Source organism: Veillonella sp. CHU740, assembly GCF_003992055.1.
In the GTDB taxonomy this organism is placed as follows: domain Bacteria; phylum Bacillota; class Negativicutes; order Veillonellales; family Veillonellaceae; genus F0422.
Genome location: NZ_RQVD01000013.1, coordinates 36245 through 57712 on the forward strand (window position 1 = coordinate 36245; position 21468 = coordinate 57712).

Consider the following 21468-nt stretch of genomic DNA (forward strand, 5'->3'; position numbering starts at 1 on the left):
CGTATTATTGTACCCTACTCTGTCATGGCATTCAACAGTATCTACCATAAGAGTAACAACAAAAAAACTGTTACAACTTGTAATATCTTACAAACTGTAACAGCTTTATATTATTTGCTATATTCTGCAACGTATTGAGCACCTGCTTTTACATAGTGTTCCATCGTGTTCGCCACTTGATATAAATCTTGACCAGTCATAGCGTTAATGTCTTGACCGCCCGTTGCACTATTGATAATTTGTGAAATTTCGTAACCACTATATCCTAGCACAGACAAGCGGTTGGATAAACTTTTAATTAAGCTCATTGCTAACCTCCATTTGTGTAGTAATTTTTGAATTCATTTCCTCAATGAGGATCCTTCTGCGGTCGGGTTTAACCACCATAGCCAAATATCCGTTATACGTATATGAAAGTTTGCATCTACACTTCCTATACATTGTATATACAGCATCGGCCTATTTAACTATGTTGGAAACTATTATAACGATATATTTCGATATTGTCAAGTTAATTCTATAGAACTTTTACATGAATAGAAAAAATCGACCCCAAAGGGGCCGATTTTCCATACTAACTTGTAATCAAAAGCGATTAGCTAATTAAAACCTGTAGTACTATCGAACGCACAACTATTTTCGATTTTTGGCTGCTAACGTAGCTAACATAGCTTCCTCAGTACGACGTCGTACTGCATCTACTAATGGTTTGACTTCTAAAAACTCAGCATCAGTCAAACGGAATGTACGTCCTTTACGTTCAAATAAGGATTTTTTGCGACCTGCACCAGCCCGCTTGCCGCCCCAATTATTACCTTTCATGATAATGCCTCCCTCACAATAAGTAAAAATAAAGACGATTCACATAAAATACTAATTATACTGCTCTAAACTTAGTATATACTTTTATTCTCATAATTTCAAGATGAAATAGTACATATAGTGAATTTATTTGATTGAATTCTTTCATCAATTGAAAGATAGTCTGCATATCGACGAAAATGCACAAATTACACACGATTTGCACATAATAAAAACCAAGATGGAACATAATCCTCCATCTTGGTTTACTATTAACGAGGTCGTCCTTTTTTAGGATTGTACAAATTCATCCCTTTATCGAGACCCACTTCTACGCAACCTAATACGGCTTTCACCATATCCTTGACGCCTTTTTGTACAGAACTTTGTTGCTCCTCTGGAAAACGAGCCAATACATGATCTACTACCGTCCAATCAGGTAACGGACGACCTATGCCAAATCGGAAATGCGGAAATGCATCAGTCCCTAAATGACTTATGATCGATTTAATACCATTATGACCACCTGCACTACCATTTTGGCGGATTCGCAATTTTCCAATTGGAAGATCCATATCATCATAAATGACAAATACATCTTCTGGGCTCAACTTATAATAGCGCATCAGTGGACCTACTGATTCACCACTCAAATTCATATACGTTTGTGGTTTCACTAGTAGTACCTTTTCACCCTCGATTGTACAAGAGCAAATTTCCGCTTTATAATCTTCTCTCCACGGCGTATGACTTACTCCATCTGCAATAGCATCAATCACCATGAATCCAATATTATGACGAGTTCCTTCATAGTCTCTACCAGGATTTCCTAGTCCAACTAATAATTTCATATTATTTATCAAATAAAGAGCTTACTGACTCTTCTTGAAATATACGCAAAATCGCTTCTCCTAGGAGCGGAGCTACGGATAAAATCGTAATATTTGGTAAACGGCATGGTTCTGGAATATCGATTGTATTTGTTACAATTAACTCTTTAATGTTAGAGTTTGCAATACGCTCACATGCTGGATCTGTTAATACTGCATGTGTTACACAAGCTGTAACAGATTTAGCGCCAAATTCTTGCAATGCTTTCGCACCTTCTACAAGAGATCCTGCAGTATCTACGATATCGTCGATGATGATACAGTTTTTACCTTGGACATCACCAATTAAGTTCATAACTTTCGCAACACCTGGTTGTGGACGTTTTTTCTCGATAATTGCAATTGGTGCACCAATACGATCTGCTAAATCACGGGCACGGGTTACGCCACCAAGGTCTGGAGATACAACGATGACATCTTCCATTTTCTTTTCATTAATATAGTTAGCAATAATGGATGCACCCATCAAATGATCTACTGGCACATCAAAGAAACCTTGAATTTGACCTGCATGAAGATCTACTGTTACAAGGCGAGTTACACCAGATGTTTGTAGTAAATCTGCCATTAATTTTGCTGTAATTGGCTCTCTACCACGAGTTTTTCTGTCTTGGCGAGCATATCCATAATATGGTACAACGGCTGTGATATGACGAGCTGATGCACGTTTTAATGCATCTGCCATGATTAACAATTCAACTACATTATCATTCACTGGGTAGCTAGTTGGTTGAACGATAAATACATCTTTACCACGTACACTTTCATCAATCATGACTTGTACTTCTCCATTGTTGAAGCGACCTACAAATGCTTCACCTAATGGAAGGTCTAAATAATCACAAATTTCTTTGGCTAACGCTGGATTTGCATTGCCTGTAAAAACTTTGAGTCGTTTACCATCTTCTAATGCCATGTCATTACTCCTCTAAAACAATTGACTTACAATTTGATGCACAAAGGCTCTACTTCTATTGTACTTCATTTTCTCAATTTTGTGTAATATATTTTACCAAAATTTCTAGTACCCTATTATTTTTTGAAAGTATCCTCTGTTACCCAGTTTTCTTTCACCACTTGACGAGCCCGTCCAAATGCTAATGCACGACTTGGCACATCCTTTGTAATCGTAGAACCTGCGGCCACGTAACTTTCACTACCCACCGTAACAGGCGCTACTAAATTAGAATTGCAACCTACAAATACTTTATCTTCAATGGTGGTACGATGTTTCTTTTTACCATCGTAATTGACTGTGATAGTACCACAACCAATATTCACTTTAGATCCTACATCACTGTCACCAATGTACGATAGGTGTGGGAATTTTGTACCCTCTCCAACTACGCTATTCTTCACTTCTACGAAGTTGCCGATTTTTACTTTATCAGATAATACTGTATCTGGTCGCAAATGAACAAACGGTCCAATGACTGTATCATTTTTAATTTCACAATCGTGTGCATACGAATCGTGAATATGATTATTATCGCCTACTGTCACATTAGATAAACGTGTATTAGGTCCCAAAATATTATTTGTACCTACCACCGTATTACCTTCTAATGTTGTATTTGGATAGATAATCGTATCTGGTCCCACAACAACTTCTGGCGCAATGTATGTGCTATGCGGATCCACTAAGGTAACGCCGGCTTCCATCAAGGCTAAGTTAGTACGATTACGTAAAATCAATTCCGCTTGTGCCAATTGTAAACGACTATTAACCCCTAAGGATTCGTCACTATCCATCGTCATGTAGGCACTTACTGTTTTTCCTGCTTTTACAAGGATACTCACCACATCTGTAATATATAGTTCTCCTTGTGCATTATCATCTGAAAGTTGCTCTAAACAAGGCCATAATTCTTTGGAGTTGAAAATGTACATGCCCGTGTTAACTTCGTGCACTTTTAACTCGTCCAATGTACCATCTTTTTCTTCTACAATGCGTTCTACAGACTTAGCTTCATTGCGAATGATACGGCCATAGCCATACGGATTATCCATATAGGCTGTTAACACAGTGGCTGCTGCTCCTGTTTCTTTGTGGTGCGCCAATAATTGTTCTAGCGTTTGTTGTGTTACGAGTGGCGTATCTCCACATAATAGTAAGATAAGCCCCTCATGATTGCCTAGTACAGATTCTGCTTGTTGTACTGCATGACCAGTTCCTTTTTGTTCTAATTGTGTCACGTATTCAGCGCGATCGCCTAAGTAGGCTTTCACATCATCACCGCCAAAACCAACAATGACAACATTGCGCTGTGCCCCTACCGATTGAGCCGCTTCTAATACACGTTCCACCATTGCCTTACCAGCTACTTTGTGCAATACCTTTGGAAGTTTAGATTTCATGCGAGTGCCTTTACCGGCCGCTAAAATCAAACCTACTAATTCATTCATATGCATCCACCTTTATTGTTATTGAATAATAATTATATATAAATTAGCATACCATATTGTGGGAGATTTTTCGACTGTTATTTGTCTTCCATAAGCCATTCTAGTACATTTCTCTGTTGAATCCCATTATAACTAGCATTCTTATTAATCACATCGAAGGTTAATAGATATTTAGGATAATGGTCTTGTATTTGCTCTAACGGCGTTAGTTCTCTCTCTAACGTATGGGGATCTAATACACTTTGACTTACTTGGTAATATTCAATCATACCCTGTTTTTGGGCAATAAAATCTATCTCACCTTTTTGTAGATGACCTACATACACTTTGTACCCTCTACGTATGAGCTCTAAAAATACAATATTCTCTAATATATGTCCTGTATCCTCGCCACGATTAGGTAATAAGAATTGTTTTAACGCTACATCTGCTGCATAATACTTCGCATTCAGCTGTAGCACTTCTTTTCCCCGCACATCATATCGATTGACTTGATACAGTAACAATGCATCTTGTAACGCTGATATATATCGCTCAATGGTTCGACCATCTACTTTTCGACCTGCACTAATAAGCGAGTTTTTAATCTTTGTAGGATTGATAAGACTCCCTATATTGGCAAATAAATATCTAGCCACACTTTCCAATAATTGAGGGTCTCCAATTTTACTGCGAGCAATGATATCTTTTAATACAATGGTGTTAAATATTCCTTGTAAATAATCTAAGATCATCGGCAAATTATCGCCTAAGCGCAAAATACCTGGAAAAGAACTGTATTGTGTGTAGCGTTGATATAGTTCTTCCAATGGTTGCCGTTCATCCTTGCGATGGGCTTCACAAAATTCTTTGAATGAAAGTGGTAACATATCTAGCTGTACATAGCGCCCCGATAATAAAGTGGCCATTTCAGAAGACATAAAATACGCATTAGATCCAGTGATGTACACCTTCACCTTATCTTTGATGTACAAACTGTCCACCACTTTTTCAAAATTAGGCACATGTTGTATTTCATCAAGAAAGATATACATCTCCTGATTCGGTATAATCCGTTCTAAAATATATTCGTACAATGTACGATACTCTTGTAAATGTTCATACTCTAAATCTTCAAAGTTAATACTTATAATCTGCTCTGGCTGAATACCTTGATGTAACAATTCTTCTTTATACAATTGAAAGAGTGTAGACTTACCACACCGACGAATACCAGATACAACAATAATCGCATCTGTGTACCGATGATTACGCAAAAAGTCTAAATACTGTTTTCGTTCAATTAACTTCATCGCGTTCCCTCCTTTATGTTATGGTTCTTATTGCAAACCTAACTTAACTTTTATCATTTTATGGATTCCATAACATATTTTTATAATTATTATATCATTTTATGGAGTAGAATGTAACTTTTTATATATTTCAACATTTTTATGGAGTCTGTGACAAGTTTATCTTCATATAACAAAAGGAAAGCTGAAATAAACCAACTTTCCTTTATTAAGTATTATTTAACTACAACGCAAATCGATAGCTTCTTGTTGCATAGGCACGAACTGGTCGTCCATTTCTAGTGGCTGGCACAAATGTCCATTGGTATGCTACTCGCATTACTGCTTGTTCAAATTCTGGTTGGCCACTACCGCCTATGACACTGACAGAACTAACAGAGCCATCTTTTTCCACCACTAATTGAACAACTACACTACCGGTTTTCCCTTGGCGTAGCATTTTAGGTGGATACGGAGCCTCTACATCTCTCACTTGAGAAAGGCTGCCCGCATCGACGATGACACCGTCATCACTGCCGTCTACTCCATCGCCACTTCCATTGCCATTACCATCACCGCTACCGTCTCCAGTACCATTGCCATCCCCTTGACCAGTACCATTTCCAGAACCATCCCCGCTACCTGATCCTTCACCAGATGTAGCTGGGCCCGATTCAGAAATTGCACTAGTACTCGGCGCTACAATAGCAACACTTTTAGGCGCTTCTGCTTTGACTTGCTCCAGTATAGCTTCTGCTTCGGCTATGTTCGTAATTGGGGGCGGAATTTCACGTTTTTCCGTGTGTGGTGCCGTAATCGCTGGTCCTGGATTAGCTTGTCCTCCGCCCCCTTTTTCCTCGTGCACTAACTGCACCTCTACTACTTCTTCCGTATCTGGCGTAGGCGTTTGTATATGACCCAATACACCTAGAAGTACTACAAGACCTAGATTTGTAAGTCCGGATATCACTGCGGGAATTCGCCATCGTCTATCCATAGTACCTCCTTATTTACTATCTGTCGCAATAGATACTTTCACAATACCCATTTGTTTCAATGTATCTAAGACAGTAACAAATGCACCATATTCAGCTTTTGCATCGCCACGTAGAATAACAACCATATCTCCACCTTTTGCTTGTTCTGCTTGTAGGTAACGAATCATTTGATCTAGTGTCACTGGTTGCGTTTCTACATAGATTTGGCCATTATTCGTAACCGTAATTGGAATTTTACGTTGCAGGTCTACTTTTGATGCCACTGCTTGTGGTAATTGAATCGGTACAGATTTTTGAACGACCATCGTTAACATACTCATCATGAAAAAGACCAGTAGAAAGAAAATAATATCAATCATAGGAATAATCATGAGTTTCGGTTTTGATGTCGTCCGTAAGGATCTAAGACGCATGGTTTTCACCTGCCAATTCTGCCATATACATAGCACTAGCATCTTCAATTTGGCTAATTAGAATATCTTGCTGTTGTACTAAGTATGTATGCAGAATCAATGCAATGATTGCTACAATCAAACCTGTAGCTGTGGCAATCAAAGCTTCCCCTACACCACCTGTGATGGCAAATGGTTGACCTTCAGAAATAGATAATACACTGAAAGAACCAATCATACCTGTTACAGTACCCAACAACCCCAATAATGGAGCCATGGTAACGATGGATTCAATGTAATTCAAATATTGGCGAAGCTTAGCGGATTCGCTAATCGCTGCTGCTTCTAATAATTTTTCTTGTTGTTCTTTATTGTTGCCACCACGAGCTGCTTCTGCAATCACATGTGTAGCCATTCCTTTATTAGTTTCTTTCAAGGCTTGTAATCCCTTCCAGTTACTTTGTTGTACAAGAGGGATGATAGTTTCACGTAGCGCATTTACATCATCTAACATAGAGCGATAAAAACGTAACCGTTCTACGAAAATAATCACTGCAATAAAAGAGCAAATTAGCAATGGATACATCACATATCCACCTTTTATAAATAATTCAAACAATCCCATGTCTTACCTCCTTATCCATGGTTCACATTCATACAGTATATGTAACGGATCGAACTAGCTCTATCCTTACAATAGACAACAACAAAAAGTGACTGCTTACTTTACTGTTTCTGTAAAAATAATATGAATTGAATCTTTCGTCGGACCTTCTACGATACGACTATGTACACCATATAAGTTTTGAATAAACTCTGGTGTCAATAACTCTTTAGGAGTTCCTGTACCGACTACTTGACCACGGTCTATAGCCACCAATCGATGACAGAACTGAGATGCTAAGTTTAAATCATGAACTGCCATCAAGACTGTTACCCCTGCATCACGAACGATTTCCAACATCTCCAATTGGTACTTAATATCCAAGTGATTCGTTGGTTCATCCAAAATCAAGCATGGGCTTTCTTGTGTTAAGGCTCGTGCCAAGATCACACGTTGTTGTTCTCCCCCTGAAAGGCTCAAGAAATTCCGTGTTTCCATATGGTCCATCCCCACCTGTGCCAACGCCCGTCTAGCTATAGTATAGTCCTCTGGTGTATCTCCTTCAAGTAATTTTTTATGTGGCATACGACCCATAAGAACAATGTCCATCACCGTAAAATCAAATTGGTACTGATTATGTTGTGCCACTACAGCCATTTGTAAAGCACTTTCACGGAATGAAAGTTCATCCAAGGAGCGGCCGTTCAACTCAATGCGTCCTGCATTGGGATGTAAGGTACGATAGATGCACTTTAACAGTGTACTTTTACCACTACCGTTAGGCCCTATTAGGCCGACAATTTCACGATCTTGCACTTCTAAATCTATGCCTTGTAAGATTTGCGTTTGTCCAATGCCAAAGGCAACTTGTTCTACTTGTAAATTCATCAATTACCTCCGAATGCATAGGTTTGCTTAATCATTAAGTATACAAAGGCAGGTGCGCCGATAACAGAAATTAAAATACCAATTGGTAGCTCTGTATGTGGAATAATAGTTCTACTCAATGTATCTGCTACTACAAGCAACAAAGCTCCTCCTAATGCGGAAATAGGAATCAGTCCTTTGTGGTTCGTTCCTAATGCTTGTCGTACGATATGCGGAATCAACAACCCAACAAATCCAATAATGCCTGCTGCATACACAGCAAAACCAATCATAATAGAACTCATCACAAGGTATAATTGGCGATATCTGTGAAGATCTACACCTAGGGTAATGGCTACTTCATCACCTAGTAACATCAAATTCAAAATGCGTGTTTGGAGCCAGAAGAATACGATTGGTATTAGAATGACAAATACCATGATGCCAATCAACTCCCAATTAGCTCCTGCCAAACTACCCATCATCCAGAAGGCTACGTTTTGAATACCTTCCTTATCTTTGGCAAAGTATACGATAATGCTCGTAAAAGCACTACAAACGGCACTCAATGCCATACCAGCTAATAACAATTTGATCGCATTAGCTCGTCCACCCATATTGGCAATAATAAGCACACCAAACGATATAACCATAGCTCCTATAAAAGCCATAATACCTACGTATTCTTCACCAAAAGCAATACCTACGCCCATTAAAATAGCTACTGTAGCACCTGTAGATGCCCCTGATGAAATCCCTAAAATATATGGATCTGCCAGAGGATTTTTAACAATGGCTTGCATAATGACACCACTAACAGCGAGTCCCGCACCTACTAGAGCCGCTAAGATAACCCGTGGCATACGCAACATCCATACAATATCATTCAAAGCTCCTTGCCGTGGATCATCTATGACAATAGTATTAACAAATTTTGATGCCACTACTTGCCATAAAGTCTGTGCTGGAATATGTACAGTGCCCAAAAACAAGGACCATGCCATACCCAAAATCAGCAATGCGATGAGTACAATTCCTACTCCCACTACAGTGAGTGTATGTGTTCGATTACTCATGAGTACCTCCTGTAAAATTTGGATACAATCCGTGAATCATAATATCCAATCCATCATGGATTCGTGTGCCAGCACTGTACACCATAAACAATGGAATTCCATGTACTCGATGGTTACGTATGGCATCCACATGCTGTAATGTAGGATTCTTATATAGATTGTCTATGAGTTCATCTTGCCGTTCATAATCCTCTTCCACTAACACTAAAAAGATAACTGATGGATTCAAATGAATTAATTCTTCTGCATTGATTGTCTGTCCTGCTTCCGAAATAAGATGACCTCCTATTTCTTCTAGCATATTTCCTGCTAATGTTTCTTTATCATACACTCGATACTGTCGCCCAGAATTTTCCAGTATCAAAACAGTATCTTTGGTATGCTGTGCTTCTCCATAGGTCTTTGCCTCTGTCACTGCACGTTTTGTTCGGTTCACAAGTTCTTCCGCCCGTTCTTGTCTATTGACGATAGCACCTAAATCAAGAATATATTGATATTCTCCCTCTACTGTTCTCTTAGATTTTTTATAGGATGCTCTTGATATGTAACTATCAATTCCACGTTGTGCCCAGAAATCTGTACTCTTCCAATTATTCTTCTGAAAGGTTGAATACCATCCTACAAGCAAATCTGGTTCCCATAGTAATGTAGTTTCTACATCTGGAATTTCCATACTTTTATAAGGAATTTTTTCATAGGCATCACGATATTCCTCTGCAATATATTTACTATCTGGCACCCCTATAGCGGCAATCATACGATCACCTACTCCTAGAGCAAGCAATGTTTCTACTGAACTTTGCCAAACACCCATGATACGTCGTGGTTCCCCTTCATAGGTGACAACTTGATCAGTACCTTTGCTTGTTAACTGATTCACTATACGTGGCCCTACTTCATGAGATACAGCAGTACTTTCCACATAGTCAGGCATAGGAATGAATTCTTCCATGCCATGTAAATGTGCGCTATACAAGCCTCCTAGCAAAGCCACTACACAGCCTGTTATATATATTTTTTTCATCCGTTCACCTAAACGAAAGAGCTACAAATTGTAGCCCTTTCTAGCATCACTTTTAGAATTTGTATTTAGCACCAATCATAGCTTGACGAGCTGGCATTGCAGAACTACCTGGGCCATATACGGCATAGCTAGTAGTTTCGTATGCTTCGTTCGTTAAGTTTGTCACTGCAACATATGTTGTTAAATCTTTATTTACATCATAGTTTAAGTTCCAATCTAAGATTACGAAACGTTTTGAAGTAAAAGCTTCAATATTGGAACCAGTATAGTAGTTAACCAATAATCCAGAAGATACTTTACCCGCATCATAATTTACATTGAGTGTATAATGATTCGCTGGACGCAATTTGTTGATACCTGTGTTGATATCACCAGAGTTATTATAGTTCCATGCTGGATTTACTACATAACCTGGTTTTGCTGACCATCTATCTTTTAAATGACTGTATGCCACACCAACAGTCCAGTTTTTATTAATCTTATGATCTACTGTAAGATTAAAAGATGTTTTCTTTTGATTTGCATTCACAGGAACACTTTCAAAACCATTCGGAGTTCTTACTTCAAAGCTAGCAATAGCATTTGTCATGTCGGTAAGACTATAGTTTACACCTACAGTGGTTTTCTTGTTAAATATTTTTTGATAGCCTAATGTATATACATTTCCTTTTTCATCCTGTAAGTTTGTTTTTGTTCCATCATAGGCTGAAACATAATCACCACTACGTAATGGGCGAAGAACTTTTGTCCAGCCAGCATACACTGTGCTACCATCATGCAGTTGATATTGTAGATTTAAGGAAGGTGTCACAACATGTGGGTCACCACCTAACGATTTTCCCGCCTCTGTTATGTAATCACTATATTTAGCAAATCGTACAGCAGGTGTCACATCAAAATTATCATTTACATGAATTTTATCTTGTACATAACCATATAAAGAATTACGTTTTACAGATGTTTTTACTTTTCCTTTAGATGTTTGATACACATGATCATTTTGATCTTTATCGTAGGAAACATTCGCGATGATATCATGTTTACCTATAGAACGTGCTACTTGTAATTGAATCCCACGCTTTCTCTCATCATAATAATGTCTTGGGTCTTGTGCTTTTCCACCCGTTTTGGCTACCCATTCTTCCAAGGCTGCTTTACTACCGCCAGGGAATGGGGCTAAATTTTTTTCAATCCATGCATCTAATAATGCACCGTCTTTAGCGCCATCTGGGAAGTCCTTTGTAAATTGATCTCCCGTTAAATTGAATGCCTTATTACTCATTCCATCATCATGTAATACCCAAGCATATTTATCACTACTTAAATACTGATGACTTTGGATATAAAAACGAACAAAACTTTCCATATCAGATTGACGATCGAAAGTGTATTTTACATCCACATCATTATTTTTATACTTACTATAGGAATTGTAACCAAATCCATCTAAAGCAAATAAATTATGGTAGGCAGGGTTTCCTTTTTCATTTTGCACAACTTTATATTTATTTTCGTTATCATAGTCCCCTGAATAGTCTTCATTTAGGACTAACTTGCCATCTTCATCCCGTTCACCCACAGCAGCTTTAAATATGATTTGATTCCAATCTTTTTTATTCCAATATTTTTGGTTTGGCGTAGAAATCGGATATCCATCTTTGCCTTGTTGATGGTTAATAGATACAGTTAAACGTTCTGTATCACTGAAATCTTTATCAAGTCGCACATTAGCGCCTCGCTCATCAAAACGAGAACCTCCCAATATTCCAATATCACCTGTATGTCCGTCACGATATTTTGTATCACCAGACACCACTCGATGTAATCCTACATAATAGTGTAGCGAGTTGTCATTACCCGCACTGCCGGAGTACGACAGATCATAATTATGCTTACCCCATGTTCCTGTAGATACGTCAATAGAGCCTTGTTTAGTGGCCTCACCTTTTCTAGTGATAATATTAATAGCACCACCAGTAGCATCAGAACCATATACAGAGGCACCTGGACCTTTAATAACCTCAATTTTATCTACTGCATTAATATTGATAACTTGGTCAAGATTTACTCCTGTAGACTTACTACCTGACTCACTGCTACCTGCAATACGAGTACTTGTAGAGTTATCTACACGACGACCATCAACCAATACTATAACGCGAGTATCACCGTTAATAGAAATACCATTATTGAAGAATTGGAATCCATATTCCCCACCACGGTATCCTGGGTTTTGGAATGTAATACCAGGGATACGTTTGATGGCCTCTGTTAAGTCAGAATAATGGCGTTTTTCGATTTCATCACGAGTGATTACTTTTACATCACCACCAGTACGATAATAGGATTGTTCTGTTACTGTATTGCCAAATTGGTCTTTCGAACGATCTCCTTTTACTACCTTTGTATCTAATTGGTAGTTGTCTAAATGCTCATCAAATGCTGCTTGTGCACCATTAAATGTAGTCAATGCTACACAGGCTAACAAAGCCGCAGAAATACGTTTACTTGTTACTTTCATGAATATACCTCCAAAATGTTTGTACGCCCGTACGTTTTATATGAATATGTATTGCTTTTTTCACATGTAAAGCATACCTTTTTATTGTACTTCATAGTTTCTTCATTTTACAATAGATTTATCAAATATAACATAATTTCATAGTTAGATTTTCCTATGTTCTGTATTATATTTTTAATTAACTTACATCTTGTATAACAATATATTGCATAATATTTAAAACCAATCTTGGACTAGAACATGTATTCATTCTATGTTACTATGGTTTAGGTACAATATTAAACAATACATCCATCCGTTGTATCCAGGAGGTAAAGATGGAACAACTCAATAAAAAAGGGCTTATCACTGGTTTAAGCTGTTATATTATTTGGGGACTTCTCCCCTTATTTTGGGCCCTCTTGCATCATATAGCACCTATGAGTGTGCTAGCACATCGCATTATTTGGTCAGCCGTATTCATGTCATTCGTTGCTATCGGCATGAACTATACACAATTTAAAATAGACTGTCACCATTTGCGATCCAATATTTCACAAATTGTACTCTTAGTATTAGCTGCTATCTTAATTGCTTTTAATTGGGGCATTTACATTTGGGCTGTCGCAAACAATCGTGTTATGGATACTAGCTTTGGCTATTATATCAATCCGCTGTTAAATGTAGTGCTTGGTGTGTTTATCTTTAAAGAACGTTTATCTACCATACAATGGTGTAGTGTCGGTCTTGCCACGCTAGGTATTCTATTCCTCACCTTCCAATTAGGGACTATTCCAGATATTGCCCTAGAATTAGCATTCACTTTTGGCCTATATGGAGTCGTTAAGAAAAAACTAGTGATTCATCCTTTCACTAGTATTGCTTTTGAGGCTTGGTTAATTACACCATTTGCACTAGCATATACCCTGTATATTGACCCTAGTTCCTGGACTTCCTTCCAATATGATACATATACGGCCCTATTATTCGTGATCTCAGGTCTTACCACATCAGCTCCACTTGTGTTATTTAGTTATGGGGCTCGGCTATTACCCTTGAACTTATTAGGGTTCTTGCAATACGTATCTCCAACCATCGCCCTAATGTTAGCTATCTTCTATTTCGGTGAAAGCTTCGATACTAATAAACTCATTGCCTTTTCATTTATCTGGGCAGCTCTAGCTATGTATACGACATCAAATCGCACAAAATAAATAACAAAAGCCTGTCCCTCATTGGTGCAGGCTTTTTCCTATAGAATATAAAAGCTCACGCCTTAAGAATGCTGTGAGCTTTTAGTATATATTATTTAATCTAGGTATATGATTATATAATCTTTACTTCACATACTCGATGAATCGTTCTCCTATCTTATCATACACATCAAGTGTGTCATCAAACTGTATGCCTTTCGCATAAGAATTCGCACCTCTATATTTTTCCCATAACTTTTGCAATCCCTTACTACCACGTAGCAACTTTGTAATAAACTTATAGGATCGTATCATATCATCCGTGCCTCGTTGAGTGCTGGTTCTTTCTATCGCTTTACATAATATATCATCCTTTATTTCTTTCTTATACATTGAATAAATTATGTACAAATCATAAAAATCTCTTGCTCTTGTGGTTGTAATATTTCTACTTGTGATTGTTTCGAATTTTTCTGCAAGAACCGTTTCTAATGTATACGACATTATTGGAATTATTCCATCCTCTAATATCTTAGAATATCCATAAGTCATTTCCTTTGGAGTTATAACATCTCCAGTTGTAATATCAATTCGGAGAATCGCATTTATTTTACCAAATGTGCACCTAATTGTAGCACAAAAATCTTCGTAAAGACCATCTTCTCTTATAGGTTTCAATGTAACTAATTCATATTGTATCTCTACATCAATTTTTTCATCTAGGATTTCATCCAAAATAACTTTAATATTTGTTTCATGTACTGGTAATCCTTTAATCGTCGCATCCATATCTAGAGTACTTCTCATATCTACCCCGATTAATGAAGATATTAGCAATCCACCTTTCAAAATAAAATTTTCACAATATTTAGACTTTGAAAGCTTTTCAAGAATACCTTCAAATAAGCACATGTGCAATAATGAATTTGGATTTGCCCCAGTCTCTTTAGATATATTTCGAATTGCTCCTTTTATCTGTTCTGCAGTCTTCATAGCATTATCTCCGTATATTGTATCAATTCATCTTCCATATCCATCAACATTGCATATTGAGATAACCTTAATAGATTAATAGCATCATTCAAAAAATAGGTTCGTATCGTCTCTCTAAAAATTTGCCCCTCGATTCTATCTTTATCTCGAATTATATCAAGTACCGTTCTTTCCTTATCATAGGTTGATAATCTCCGTCCAAAAGGGCTCAATTGTTCTACTTTCCCTAGCTCAAATAATTCTTTATTCACATATTTAAAATTAATATTATCTTTTAACCTTGTCACTCGACTAACATTATCCCCGGCCATTATCGTCATCACATAGTTACTTGGTATTTTTGTTGTTAATCCTTGCAAGTAAGCAGCCGTCTCGTGCGAAAATACCCCTTTCCTAATGCGATGTGTAAAATATAGATACTCATCAATATTCTCATGCGGAAGTGCGTATAGTCCTGTGGCTACTTTTTCTAATTTAGCATCTACGACTAATGCCTTTAAGGTATCTTTGTGAAAGCCATGCTCCAAGACTTCTTTCGTAGTAATCACTCCTGCATTATTCTTTATAACTTCCAATAAACGATCCTTTTTTTTCACTCTTTACACCACCTTTTTATTCTTAAATATTATATCTTCTAAGAACAAAAGTCAATATAAAGGTTGATAGGAATCAAACGTATTACCAATCTGTAGCCTCAGCAACTGAAAATTATTTTTAATTAGTTTATACTACATATATACAATGAAAGTTATTCGATTAGGTGGATTCTATCACCACTTCTTACCAAATAGTATATGACGTATATCTTAATAAAATGGTTATATAACAGATATACTCATTAGACTCAGTAGAAAGGAGATCCTCATGGATACAATGAAACAAGCCCTCGGCCTAACTGGTAATGACAGAATGGAAGTCATGATTGACATTAAAGATCGTTTTCTAAGCGGAACCTTAGATTTAGAAACAGCACGCACTTTATTAAAAGAAAAAATCGGCACATGTACGCCTGATGAATTTGCCTACGGTGAACAACAATTAAAAGGTTCTTACACAGATGAAGAGATTACTCATAGAATGGATGACTTATTAGAGTTATTTGATGGTATCTTGATTCGAGCTAACAATGAATATCCTGTACATCATCCATTGACAGTATATCTTGATGAAATCGACGCCATGGAACAACAATTAGGCGAAATGGAAACCATGTTACAAGCCCCTCACTTCATTCTCAATCCTTGGCTTGGTGTATATGATGCACTTACCACTTGGCGCATTCATTTGGCACGCAAACAAAATCAATTATACCCTGTGTTAGAGCGATATGGTTTCGACCGTCCTACGAAAATCATGTGGACTTTCGACGATGCGGTTCGTGATGCTATCTCTGAAAGTAAACAACTGCTCGAATCTGGTCAAGAATCTGAATTTTTAGCTAAACAAGCGGATGTCATCGATATTATTCGCGATTTAAACAACAAAGAAAAAGAAGTCCTTATCCCTACGGCATGGAAACTGTTACAAGACATCGATTTTATTACTATGAGCCGTGGAGATCATGAAATTGGCTTTGCTTTCATCACGCCTCCACCATTCTACGAAGGTCGCCCCGATGCTGTGCCATCCCATCATTCCGAACCATCTACAAACAACGCACCACAACATACTTTCACAGGTGCTAATCAAGGACATGTAACTCAAACTGGCTCAGTTGCATCTACTGGTTCCGTATCTAGCACAGCACTAAGTGGCGGTGCTAATCCTACAGCCTTATTACAAGAGTTAGCCCAATTAGTTGGCAAATACGGTATCAATGGGAATGCAGAACAAACCCACGATCTTGCAGTAGGCTCTTTAACCATTGAACAAATTAAGTTAATCTTTAAATTCTTACCAGTGGACATTACATTCGTAGATGAAAATGATTTAGTCCGCTTCTATAATGATACAAAGCACCGCATTTTCCCTCGTAGCTCTAATATTATCGGTCGTGTTGTACAAAACTGCCACCCTAAAAAGAGCCTCCCTTTGGTCCAAGAAATCATCGATTCTTTCAAAGCTGGCAGACAAGATTATACTGAAATGTGGATTGACAAGCCTGATCTATTTATCCACATTGAGTACATCGCTGTTCGTAATGAAGAAGGCCAATTTAAAGGCATCTTAGAAATGGTACAAGATTGCACTCACATTCGTAGTCTAAGTGGTTCTCGTAAAGAACTCATTTGGGAAGGATCTGATTCTGCGTACCATGCAGTAGACCACATTGATTACAAACATGTACGCAAAGAGGATGGTACAGCTAGTACTACTGAACAAAATACAGTGCAAAAAAGTGCTTCACAGTCTACGGTCTATGAAAACGATCTAGGGTTGACTGGTGACACCAAACTATTCCCTCTATTCGATGTAATTCCAGGCCTAAAAGACCACATGATTCATATCAATCCAAACTTTAAAATGCTAAACTCCCCATTAGCCAAACTTATGAAATTTAAAGCCACACTGTCCATGGTAGCTGAACGTGGTGAAATGCCTTTAGATGATTTAATCCAAGCTATTTTAGCATTCAAACACAACCAACAATAATATATTTACCTATATCGATGAAAAGGGTCCTTCGGGACCCTTTTGTATATTAAAAATATAAAAATAGAGGAAAGTTGATACTTTCTAATCAACTTTCCTCTATTTTATTTGTAGGCTATTTTGTTATAGCCCCTCTATTCTATTACTATATTTCTTTACTCTTAAGTTTTTGCAAAAAGATTTCAATCCGTTTGACTGCTTCTTTTATATTTTGTAACGATGTGGAATAGGCCACTCGCACAAAGCCTTCTCCACAATCTCCAAATGCATTGCCTGGTACAATAGCTATCCGTTGATCATACAGAAGCTTTTCACAGAAATCCTCCGAACTAAGGCCTGTGCTTTTAATAGATGGAAATACATAAAAGGCCCCTTCTGGCTCAAATGTATGAAGTCCCATACGGTTAAAAGCGCTCACTAATAAGCGACGACGCATATCGTATTCTTCACGCATGTATTGGATATCTTTGTCTCCGTTTTTCAACGCTTCTATCGCCGCATATTGAGACATGGACGGCGCACTCATAATACCATACTGATGCATCTTCGTCATTTGCGCAATAATCGGTGCTGGACCTGTGGCAAACCCAAGGCGCCAGCCAGTCATAGCATAAGCTTTGGAAAAGCCATTGATTAAGATAGTACGTTCTTGCATACCTGGAATGGATGCAATAGATACATGTGGTTCATCACCATACGTCAGCTCACTATATAGCTCATCGGACAAAATGAATAAATCATACTTGATCACAACTTCTGCTATGGCTTCCAGATGCTCACGACGTAATACAGCACCTGTTGGATTATTAGGAAATGGTAAGACTAACAATTTTGTTTTTTCCGTCACTGCTGCTTCAATCGCTTCTGGCGTTAAACGAAACTCATCTTCTTCTTTCGTAACAATTTGCACTGGCTTTGCATTACATAATTCCGCTAATGGCGTATAACATACAAAACTAGGTACAGGAATCAACACTTCATCCCCAGGATTTAGCAAGGTACGACAAGTTAAATCAATGGCCTCAGATCCACCTACTGTCACAATCACTTCTGTTGCTGGGTCATAGGATACTTGATACTTCCGTTCTAACCATTTAGAAATTTCTTCCCGTAGTTCCATGAACCCGCGATTAGGGGAATACCAAGTTTTTCCCTTTTCTAATGTACTAATTCCCTCTTCACGAATATGGTAGGGCGTAGCAAAATCTGGTTCACCAATACTGAGGGAAATAACATTATCTAATTCATTAGCAATTTCAAAAAAGCGTCGAATCCCAGATGGCTTCACAGCTTTGATTTCAGCATTTAAATAGTTGTCATAATTAATCATCGAATACATTTCTCCGATCTTCACGAACTCCACCAGTGTGGAACACAATATTATTATCTTTATAACGTGTTAAGATAAAGTTTGTTGTAGTGGAAAGCACTGAATCTAATGTAGATAGACGGCGAGATACAAATAAAGCGATGTCACGCATGCTAGCCCCTTCCACGATGACCGTTAAATCATAGCTACCAGACATAAGGTAAACACCTTGTACTTCTGGAAAATCCATAATTCGTTCTGCTACTTTATCAAATCCTTGATCTGGAGCAGGAGTCACACCTAATTGAATGAGTGCTGTAGACTTATTTTGGTCTACTTGTTCCCAATCAATGACTGCTTGGTACCGTTTGATGATTCCAGACTCCTCGAAGGCTTGAATACGACTTGCCACGTGTGCTTCTTCACTATTGAGCATAATGGCTAAGTCTGCGGCCGACATGGAGGCGTCCTCATCTAATAAACGTAATAAACGATGATCCAATGTGTCTAATTGTACTGTCATAAGGGAGACTCCTTTCTTATGATTACTATCTATTTATTATGAAATATAGCATTGAATATAACGACGAGCAATACTATATCTATTTATTATAGTCAGTTTCTCTGAAAGTAGCAATACATTATATTACACCTATGTAAAATCTCCTATTTCAACTAACTATGTATCACACATATTTGAATATTGTATAAATAAAGTTTTTCAGTTTTACGAGACTCTAAATCATATACATACAATTAAAATGCTCTAAAATTTTTTTATAGCTAAAGAAACGCATCACTATATTCACACATGATATGAACCTATTAAAACAATGGGATTGTAGGCTTATTTTTACATAATCCTAATCAAATATTTTCTCCTTTGTATTGTTAACTTAATTATACACTATAGAAAATATTTATATAATCTTTACAAGTTTACAAAATAGGTATATTCTATAAAACATGTTACAAAAGGAGGAGTTATGTATGAATGACCAAATGATAGAACCTCAAGAGGAAAAATTATTCAATCCTGGATTCATCAGCATTACTATTATTAATTTCATTGTATTTTTAGTGTATTATTGTTTTGTTGTGATTACGGCTAGCTATGCTACTAAAGAGCTTCATTCTACCGTGGCAGAGGCTGGTTTCGCAACAGGTATTTATATCATTGGTACCCTTTTTGCACGACTTATTATGGGACAACGATTAGAACTTATAGGTCGTAAAGAAGTGCTTAGATATGGAGCTATCTTCTATTTTCTAACCACCTTAGCCTATTTAATCGCTAAAGATATATTAATTCTTGATACGGTACGCTTTTTAAACGGTTTTGCTTATGGTACTGTATCTACTGCAGCCAATGCGGTTGTTACTGCTTACATTCCTAAATCAAAAGATGGTGAAGGCATTAACTACTACGGATTAAGTACCAGCTTAGCAGCAGCTATTGGTCCTTTCATCGGCATGATTTTATTACCTGCTGTTGGATTTACTTTTATCATTTATTTAGCTGTTTTATTATCGGTAGCTGTGACTATCGCTTGTTTACGCTTCCCCGTTAAAAATTTATCCTTATCCAATGCAGAGGCTAGCTCTATGCGTTCTTGGTCCTTAAAAAACTTTATTGAACCACGTGTATCCTTCATCGCTTTCCTTGGATTTTTAATGGGTCTTGCCTATTCTAGTGTTCTTGGATTCCTATCCATTTTTACACATGAAACTGGACTGATCACTGCAGGAGCCTTCTTCTTCGTTGTGTATGCTCTTGTTATTACTGTGACACGTCCAATTGCGGGGCGCATCTTTGATGAACGCGGGGAAAATGCCGTCATGTATCCAAGTTACGTATGCTTAACTATTGGCCTTCTTCTCATTGCCTATAGTACAACTGCAGCTTTATTACTCATTGCTGGCGCCTTCGTTGGACTAGGCTATGGTACATTCATGTCCAATGGTCAAGCCATCTGTTTGAAAGCCGTAGAACCCGCTAAAATTGGTGTTGCTCTTTCTACCTATTTTATTGGATTAGACTTAGGACTAGGCGTTGGACCTTATACATTAGGAGTTCTTCACGGACTACTATCGTATAGTGGTATTTATTTAGTATCTGCGATTATCCCGGTCATCGTATTACTACTATATGCTATCTATTACCATCCTGCAAAAGAAACCATGATCTACGAAGAAAATATACCTCACAAATAATTACATCGTATATGTTAATAAAGCCATACATCTGTAGATACCGATGTTTAGTACACACTTACAATCACTCAATATACACGTCTAGCGATTGTAAAGATCTAAACAAAACTATCTATACAGGTGTATGGCTATTTTTTTATGGATAGTATCATTAACATAGTTCTTTACTAACCTGATAGAATCTACAACATTCTTGCACCCAGAAGTCTATATCAATTCACTACCCTATCATACTATCAAATATAAATAATGGCTCTATAATAAATGTTGGGGCTACTCATATAAGAGTAGTCGCCAACATTCTTTTTTTGCAATAAAATAGACATATACAAACTCAA

General features: G+C 37.5%; 21 protein-coding genes. 3 read left to right on the top strand and 18 right to left on the bottom strand.

What is annotated here, in order from left to right:
- Positions 1 to 110 precede the first annotated feature (110 nt).
- From EO115_RS07400 to EO115_RS08565, 14 genes are all read right to left on the bottom strand, one after another.
- On the bottom strand, positions 111 to 308 hold the full coding sequence (locus tag EO115_RS07400) for a hypothetical protein (RefSeq protein ID WP_126938318.1): 198 nt from the start codon (positions 306 to 308) through the stop codon (positions 111 to 113).
- Between the two features lie 325 nt (positions 309 to 633).
- A complete protein-coding gene (locus tag EO115_RS07405) occupies positions 634 to 822 on the bottom strand; it encodes a hypothetical protein (RefSeq protein ID WP_126938319.1) in 189 nt (62 codons plus the stop codon).
- A gap of 251 nt (positions 823 to 1073) precedes the next feature.
- Positions 1074 to 1652 (bottom strand): aminoacyl-tRNA hydrolase, encoded by a 579-nt coding sequence (pth, locus tag EO115_RS07410; RefSeq protein ID WP_126938320.1) that lies wholly within the window; start codon positions 1650 to 1652, stop codon positions 1074 to 1076.
- Between the two features lies 1 nt (position 1653).
- The gene (locus EO115_RS07415; RefSeq protein WP_126938321.1) at positions 1654 to 2607 is read right to left on the bottom strand and encodes a ribose-phosphate pyrophosphokinase; all 954 of its coding nucleotides are present in this window, start codon (positions 2605 to 2607) and stop codon (positions 1654 to 1656) included.
- 116 nt (positions 2608 to 2723) lie between these two features.
- Positions 2724 to 4097 carry a bifunctional UDP-N-acetylglucosamine diphosphorylase/glucosamine-1-phosphate N-acetyltransferase GlmU gene (glmU, locus tag EO115_RS07420; RefSeq protein ID WP_126938322.1) on the bottom strand — a complete coding sequence of 458 codons (1374 nt, stop codon included), beginning with the start codon at positions 4095 to 4097 and terminating at the stop codon, positions 2724 to 2726.
- Positions 4098 to 4174: 77 nt separating this feature from the next.
- Positions 4175 to 5389 carry an ATP-binding protein gene (locus EO115_RS07425; RefSeq protein ID WP_126938323.1) on the bottom strand — a complete coding sequence of 405 codons (1215 nt, stop codon included), beginning with the start codon at positions 5387 to 5389 and terminating at the stop codon, positions 4175 to 4177.
- Between the two features lie 223 nt (positions 5390 to 5612).
- Positions 5613 to 6365, bottom strand: a complete 753-nt coding sequence (locus EO115_RS08405; protein ID WP_164724079.1) for an energy transducer TonB — start codon at positions 6363 to 6365, stop codon at positions 5613 to 5615.
- Between the two features lie 9 nt (positions 6366 to 6374).
- Positions 6375 to 6779, bottom strand: a complete 405-nt coding sequence (locus tag EO115_RS07440; RefSeq protein WP_126938325.1) for a biopolymer transporter ExbD — start codon at positions 6777 to 6779, stop codon at positions 6375 to 6377.
- A complete protein-coding gene (locus tag EO115_RS07445; protein WP_126938326.1) occupies positions 6769 to 7383 on the bottom strand; it encodes a MotA/TolQ/ExbB proton channel family protein in 615 nt (204 codons plus the stop codon). The genes EO115_RS07440 and EO115_RS07445 overlap by 11 nt, the downstream gene beginning before the upstream one ends.
- Before the next feature lie 96 nt (positions 7384 to 7479).
- A complete protein-coding gene (locus tag EO115_RS07450) occupies positions 7480 to 8250 on the bottom strand; it encodes an ABC transporter ATP-binding protein (RefSeq protein ID WP_126938327.1) in 771 nt (256 codons plus the stop codon).
- Positions 8250 to 9305 carry an iron ABC transporter permease gene (locus EO115_RS07455; protein ID WP_126938328.1) on the bottom strand — a complete coding sequence of 352 codons (1056 nt, stop codon included), beginning with the start codon at positions 9303 to 9305 and terminating at the stop codon, positions 8250 to 8252. Before EO115_RS07455 ends, EO115_RS07450 begins: the two co-directional genes overlap by 1 nt.
- Complete coding sequence (locus EO115_RS07460) at positions 9298 to 10329, bottom strand: ABC transporter substrate-binding protein (protein ID WP_126938329.1); 1032 nt, start codon at positions 10327 to 10329, stop codon at positions 9298 to 9300. The genes EO115_RS07455 and EO115_RS07460 overlap by 8 nt, the downstream gene beginning before the upstream one ends.
- Before the next feature lie 52 nt (positions 10330 to 10381).
- Positions 10382 to 12850 carry a TonB-dependent receptor gene (locus EO115_RS07465; RefSeq protein WP_126938330.1) on the bottom strand — a complete coding sequence of 823 codons (2469 nt, stop codon included), beginning with the start codon at positions 12848 to 12850 and terminating at the stop codon, positions 10382 to 10384.
- Positions 12847 to 12945: a Cas8a1 family CRISPR/Cas system-associated protein gene (locus tag EO115_RS08565; RefSeq protein ID WP_371413267.1), complete on the bottom strand. Its 99-nt coding sequence runs from the start codon at positions 12943 to 12945 to the stop codon at positions 12847 to 12849. The genes EO115_RS07465 and EO115_RS08565 overlap by 4 nt, the downstream gene beginning before the upstream one ends.
- 222 nt (positions 12946 to 13167) lie before the next feature.
- Between EO115_RS08565 and rarD the strand changes: the two genes are divergently transcribed.
- The gene (gene rarD, locus EO115_RS07470) at positions 13168 to 14043 is read left to right on the top strand and encodes an EamA family transporter RarD (RefSeq protein WP_126938331.1); all 876 of its coding nucleotides are present in this window, start codon (positions 13168 to 13170) and stop codon (positions 14041 to 14043) included.
- Positions 14044 to 14166: 123 nt separating this feature from the next.
- Here rarD and EO115_RS07475 read toward each other — a convergent pair whose 3' ends face one another.
- Both EO115_RS07475 and EO115_RS07480 read right to left on the bottom strand, forming a co-directional pair.
- Positions 14167 to 15015, bottom strand: a complete 849-nt coding sequence (locus tag EO115_RS07475; protein ID WP_126938332.1) for a nucleotidyl transferase AbiEii/AbiGii toxin family protein — start codon at positions 15013 to 15015, stop codon at positions 14167 to 14169.
- A complete protein-coding gene (locus EO115_RS07480; protein ID WP_126938333.1) occupies positions 15012 to 15611 on the bottom strand; it encodes a type IV toxin-antitoxin system AbiEi family antitoxin domain-containing protein in 600 nt (199 codons plus the stop codon). The genes EO115_RS07475 and EO115_RS07480 overlap by 4 nt, the downstream gene beginning before the upstream one ends.
- A gap of 268 nt (positions 15612 to 15879) precedes the next feature.
- Here EO115_RS07480 and EO115_RS07485 point away from each other — a divergent pair, with 268 nt between their 5' ends.
- Positions 15880 to 17607, top strand: coding sequence for a DUF438 domain-containing protein (locus EO115_RS07485; RefSeq protein ID WP_126938334.1), 1728 nt, complete (start codon positions 15880 to 15882; stop codon positions 17605 to 17607).
- A 145-nt stretch (positions 17608 to 17752) separates the two neighbouring features.
- Here EO115_RS07485 and EO115_RS07490 read toward each other — a convergent pair whose 3' ends face one another.
- Together EO115_RS07490 and EO115_RS07495 are read right to left on the bottom strand one after the other, a co-directional pair.
- Entirely contained in the window at positions 17753 to 18937 is a 1185-nt protein-coding gene (locus EO115_RS07490) for a pyridoxal phosphate-dependent aminotransferase (protein ID WP_126938335.1), read from the bottom strand.
- Positions 18930 to 19439, bottom strand: coding sequence for an Lrp/AsnC family transcriptional regulator (locus tag EO115_RS07495; protein ID WP_126938336.1), 510 nt, complete (start codon positions 19437 to 19439; stop codon positions 18930 to 18932). The genes EO115_RS07490 and EO115_RS07495 overlap by 8 nt, the downstream gene beginning before the upstream one ends.
- A 467-nt stretch (positions 19440 to 19906) precedes the next feature.
- Here EO115_RS07495 and EO115_RS07500 point away from each other — a divergent pair, with 467 nt between their 5' ends.
- Positions 19907 to 21130, top strand: a complete 1224-nt coding sequence (locus tag EO115_RS07500; protein ID WP_126938337.1) for an MFS transporter — start codon at positions 19907 to 19909, stop codon at positions 21128 to 21130.
- Positions 21131 to 21468 lie beyond the last annotated feature (338 nt).

Coding starts and splice junctions, on each gene's coding strand:
- EO115_RS07400 (WP_126938318.1), bottom strand. CDS start 308: ATGAGCTTAATTAAAAGTTTATCCAACCGCTTGTCTGTGCTAGGATAT.
- rarD (WP_126938331.1), top strand. CDS start 13,168: ATGGAACAACTCAATAAAAAAGGGCTTATCACTGGTTTAAGCTGTTAT.
- EO115_RS07460 (WP_126938329.1), bottom strand. CDS start 10,329: ATGAAAAAAATATATATAACAGGCTGTGTAGTGGCTTTGCTAGGAGGC.
- glmU (WP_126938322.1), bottom strand. CDS start 4,097: ATGAATGAATTAGTAGGTTTGATTTTAGCGGCCGGTAAAGGCACTCGC.
- pth (WP_126938320.1), bottom strand. CDS start 1,652: ATGAAATTATTAGTTGGACTAGGAAATCCTGGTAGAGACTATGAAGGA.
- EO115_RS08405 (WP_164724079.1), bottom strand. CDS start 6,365: ATGGATAGACGATGGCGAATTCCCGCAGTGATATCCGGACTTACAAAT.
- EO115_RS07445 (WP_126938326.1), bottom strand. CDS start 7,383: ATGGGATTGTTTGAATTATTTATAAAAGGTGGATATGTGATGTATCCA.
- EO115_RS07415 (WP_126938321.1), bottom strand. CDS start 2,607: ATGGCATTAGAAGATGGTAAACGACTCAAAGTTTTTACAGGCAATGCA.
- EO115_RS08565 (WP_371413267.1), bottom strand. CDS start 12,945: ATGAAGTACAATAAAAAGGTATGCTTTACATGTGAAAAAAGCAATACA.
- EO115_RS07450 (WP_126938327.1), bottom strand. CDS start 8,250: ATGAATTTACAAGTAGAACAAGTTGCCTTTGGCATTGGACAAACGCAA.
- EO115_RS07440 (WP_126938325.1), bottom strand. CDS start 6,779: ATGCGTCTTAGATCCTTACGGACGACATCAAAACCGAAACTCATGATT.
- EO115_RS07475 (WP_126938332.1), bottom strand. CDS start 15,015: ATGAAGACTGCAGAACAGATAAAAGGAGCAATTCGAAATATATCTAAA.
- EO115_RS07425 (WP_126938323.1), bottom strand. CDS start 5,389: ATGAAGTTAATTGAACGAAAACAGTATTTAGACTTTTTGCGTAATCAT.
- EO115_RS07455 (WP_126938328.1), bottom strand. CDS start 9,305: ATGAGTAATCGAACACATACACTCACTGTAGTGGGAGTAGGAATTGTA.
- EO115_RS07405 (WP_126938319.1), bottom strand. CDS start 822: ATGAAAGGTAATAATTGGGGCGGCAAGCGGGCTGGTGCAGGTCGCAAA.
- EO115_RS07465 (WP_126938330.1), bottom strand. CDS start 12,850: ATGAAAGTAACAAGTAAACGTATTTCTGCGGCTTTGTTAGCCTGTGTA.
- EO115_RS07485 (WP_126938334.1), top strand. CDS start 15,880: ATGGATACAATGAAACAAGCCCTCGGCCTAACTGGTAATGACAGAATG.
- EO115_RS07490 (WP_126938335.1), bottom strand. CDS start 18,937: ATGATTAATTATGACAACTATTTAAATGCTGAAATCAAAGCTGTGAAG.
- EO115_RS07500 (WP_126938337.1), top strand. CDS start 19,907: ATGAATGACCAAATGATAGAACCTCAAGAGGAAAAATTATTCAATCCT.
- EO115_RS07495 (WP_126938336.1), bottom strand. CDS start 19,439: ATGACAGTACAATTAGACACATTGGATCATCGTTTATTACGTTTATTA.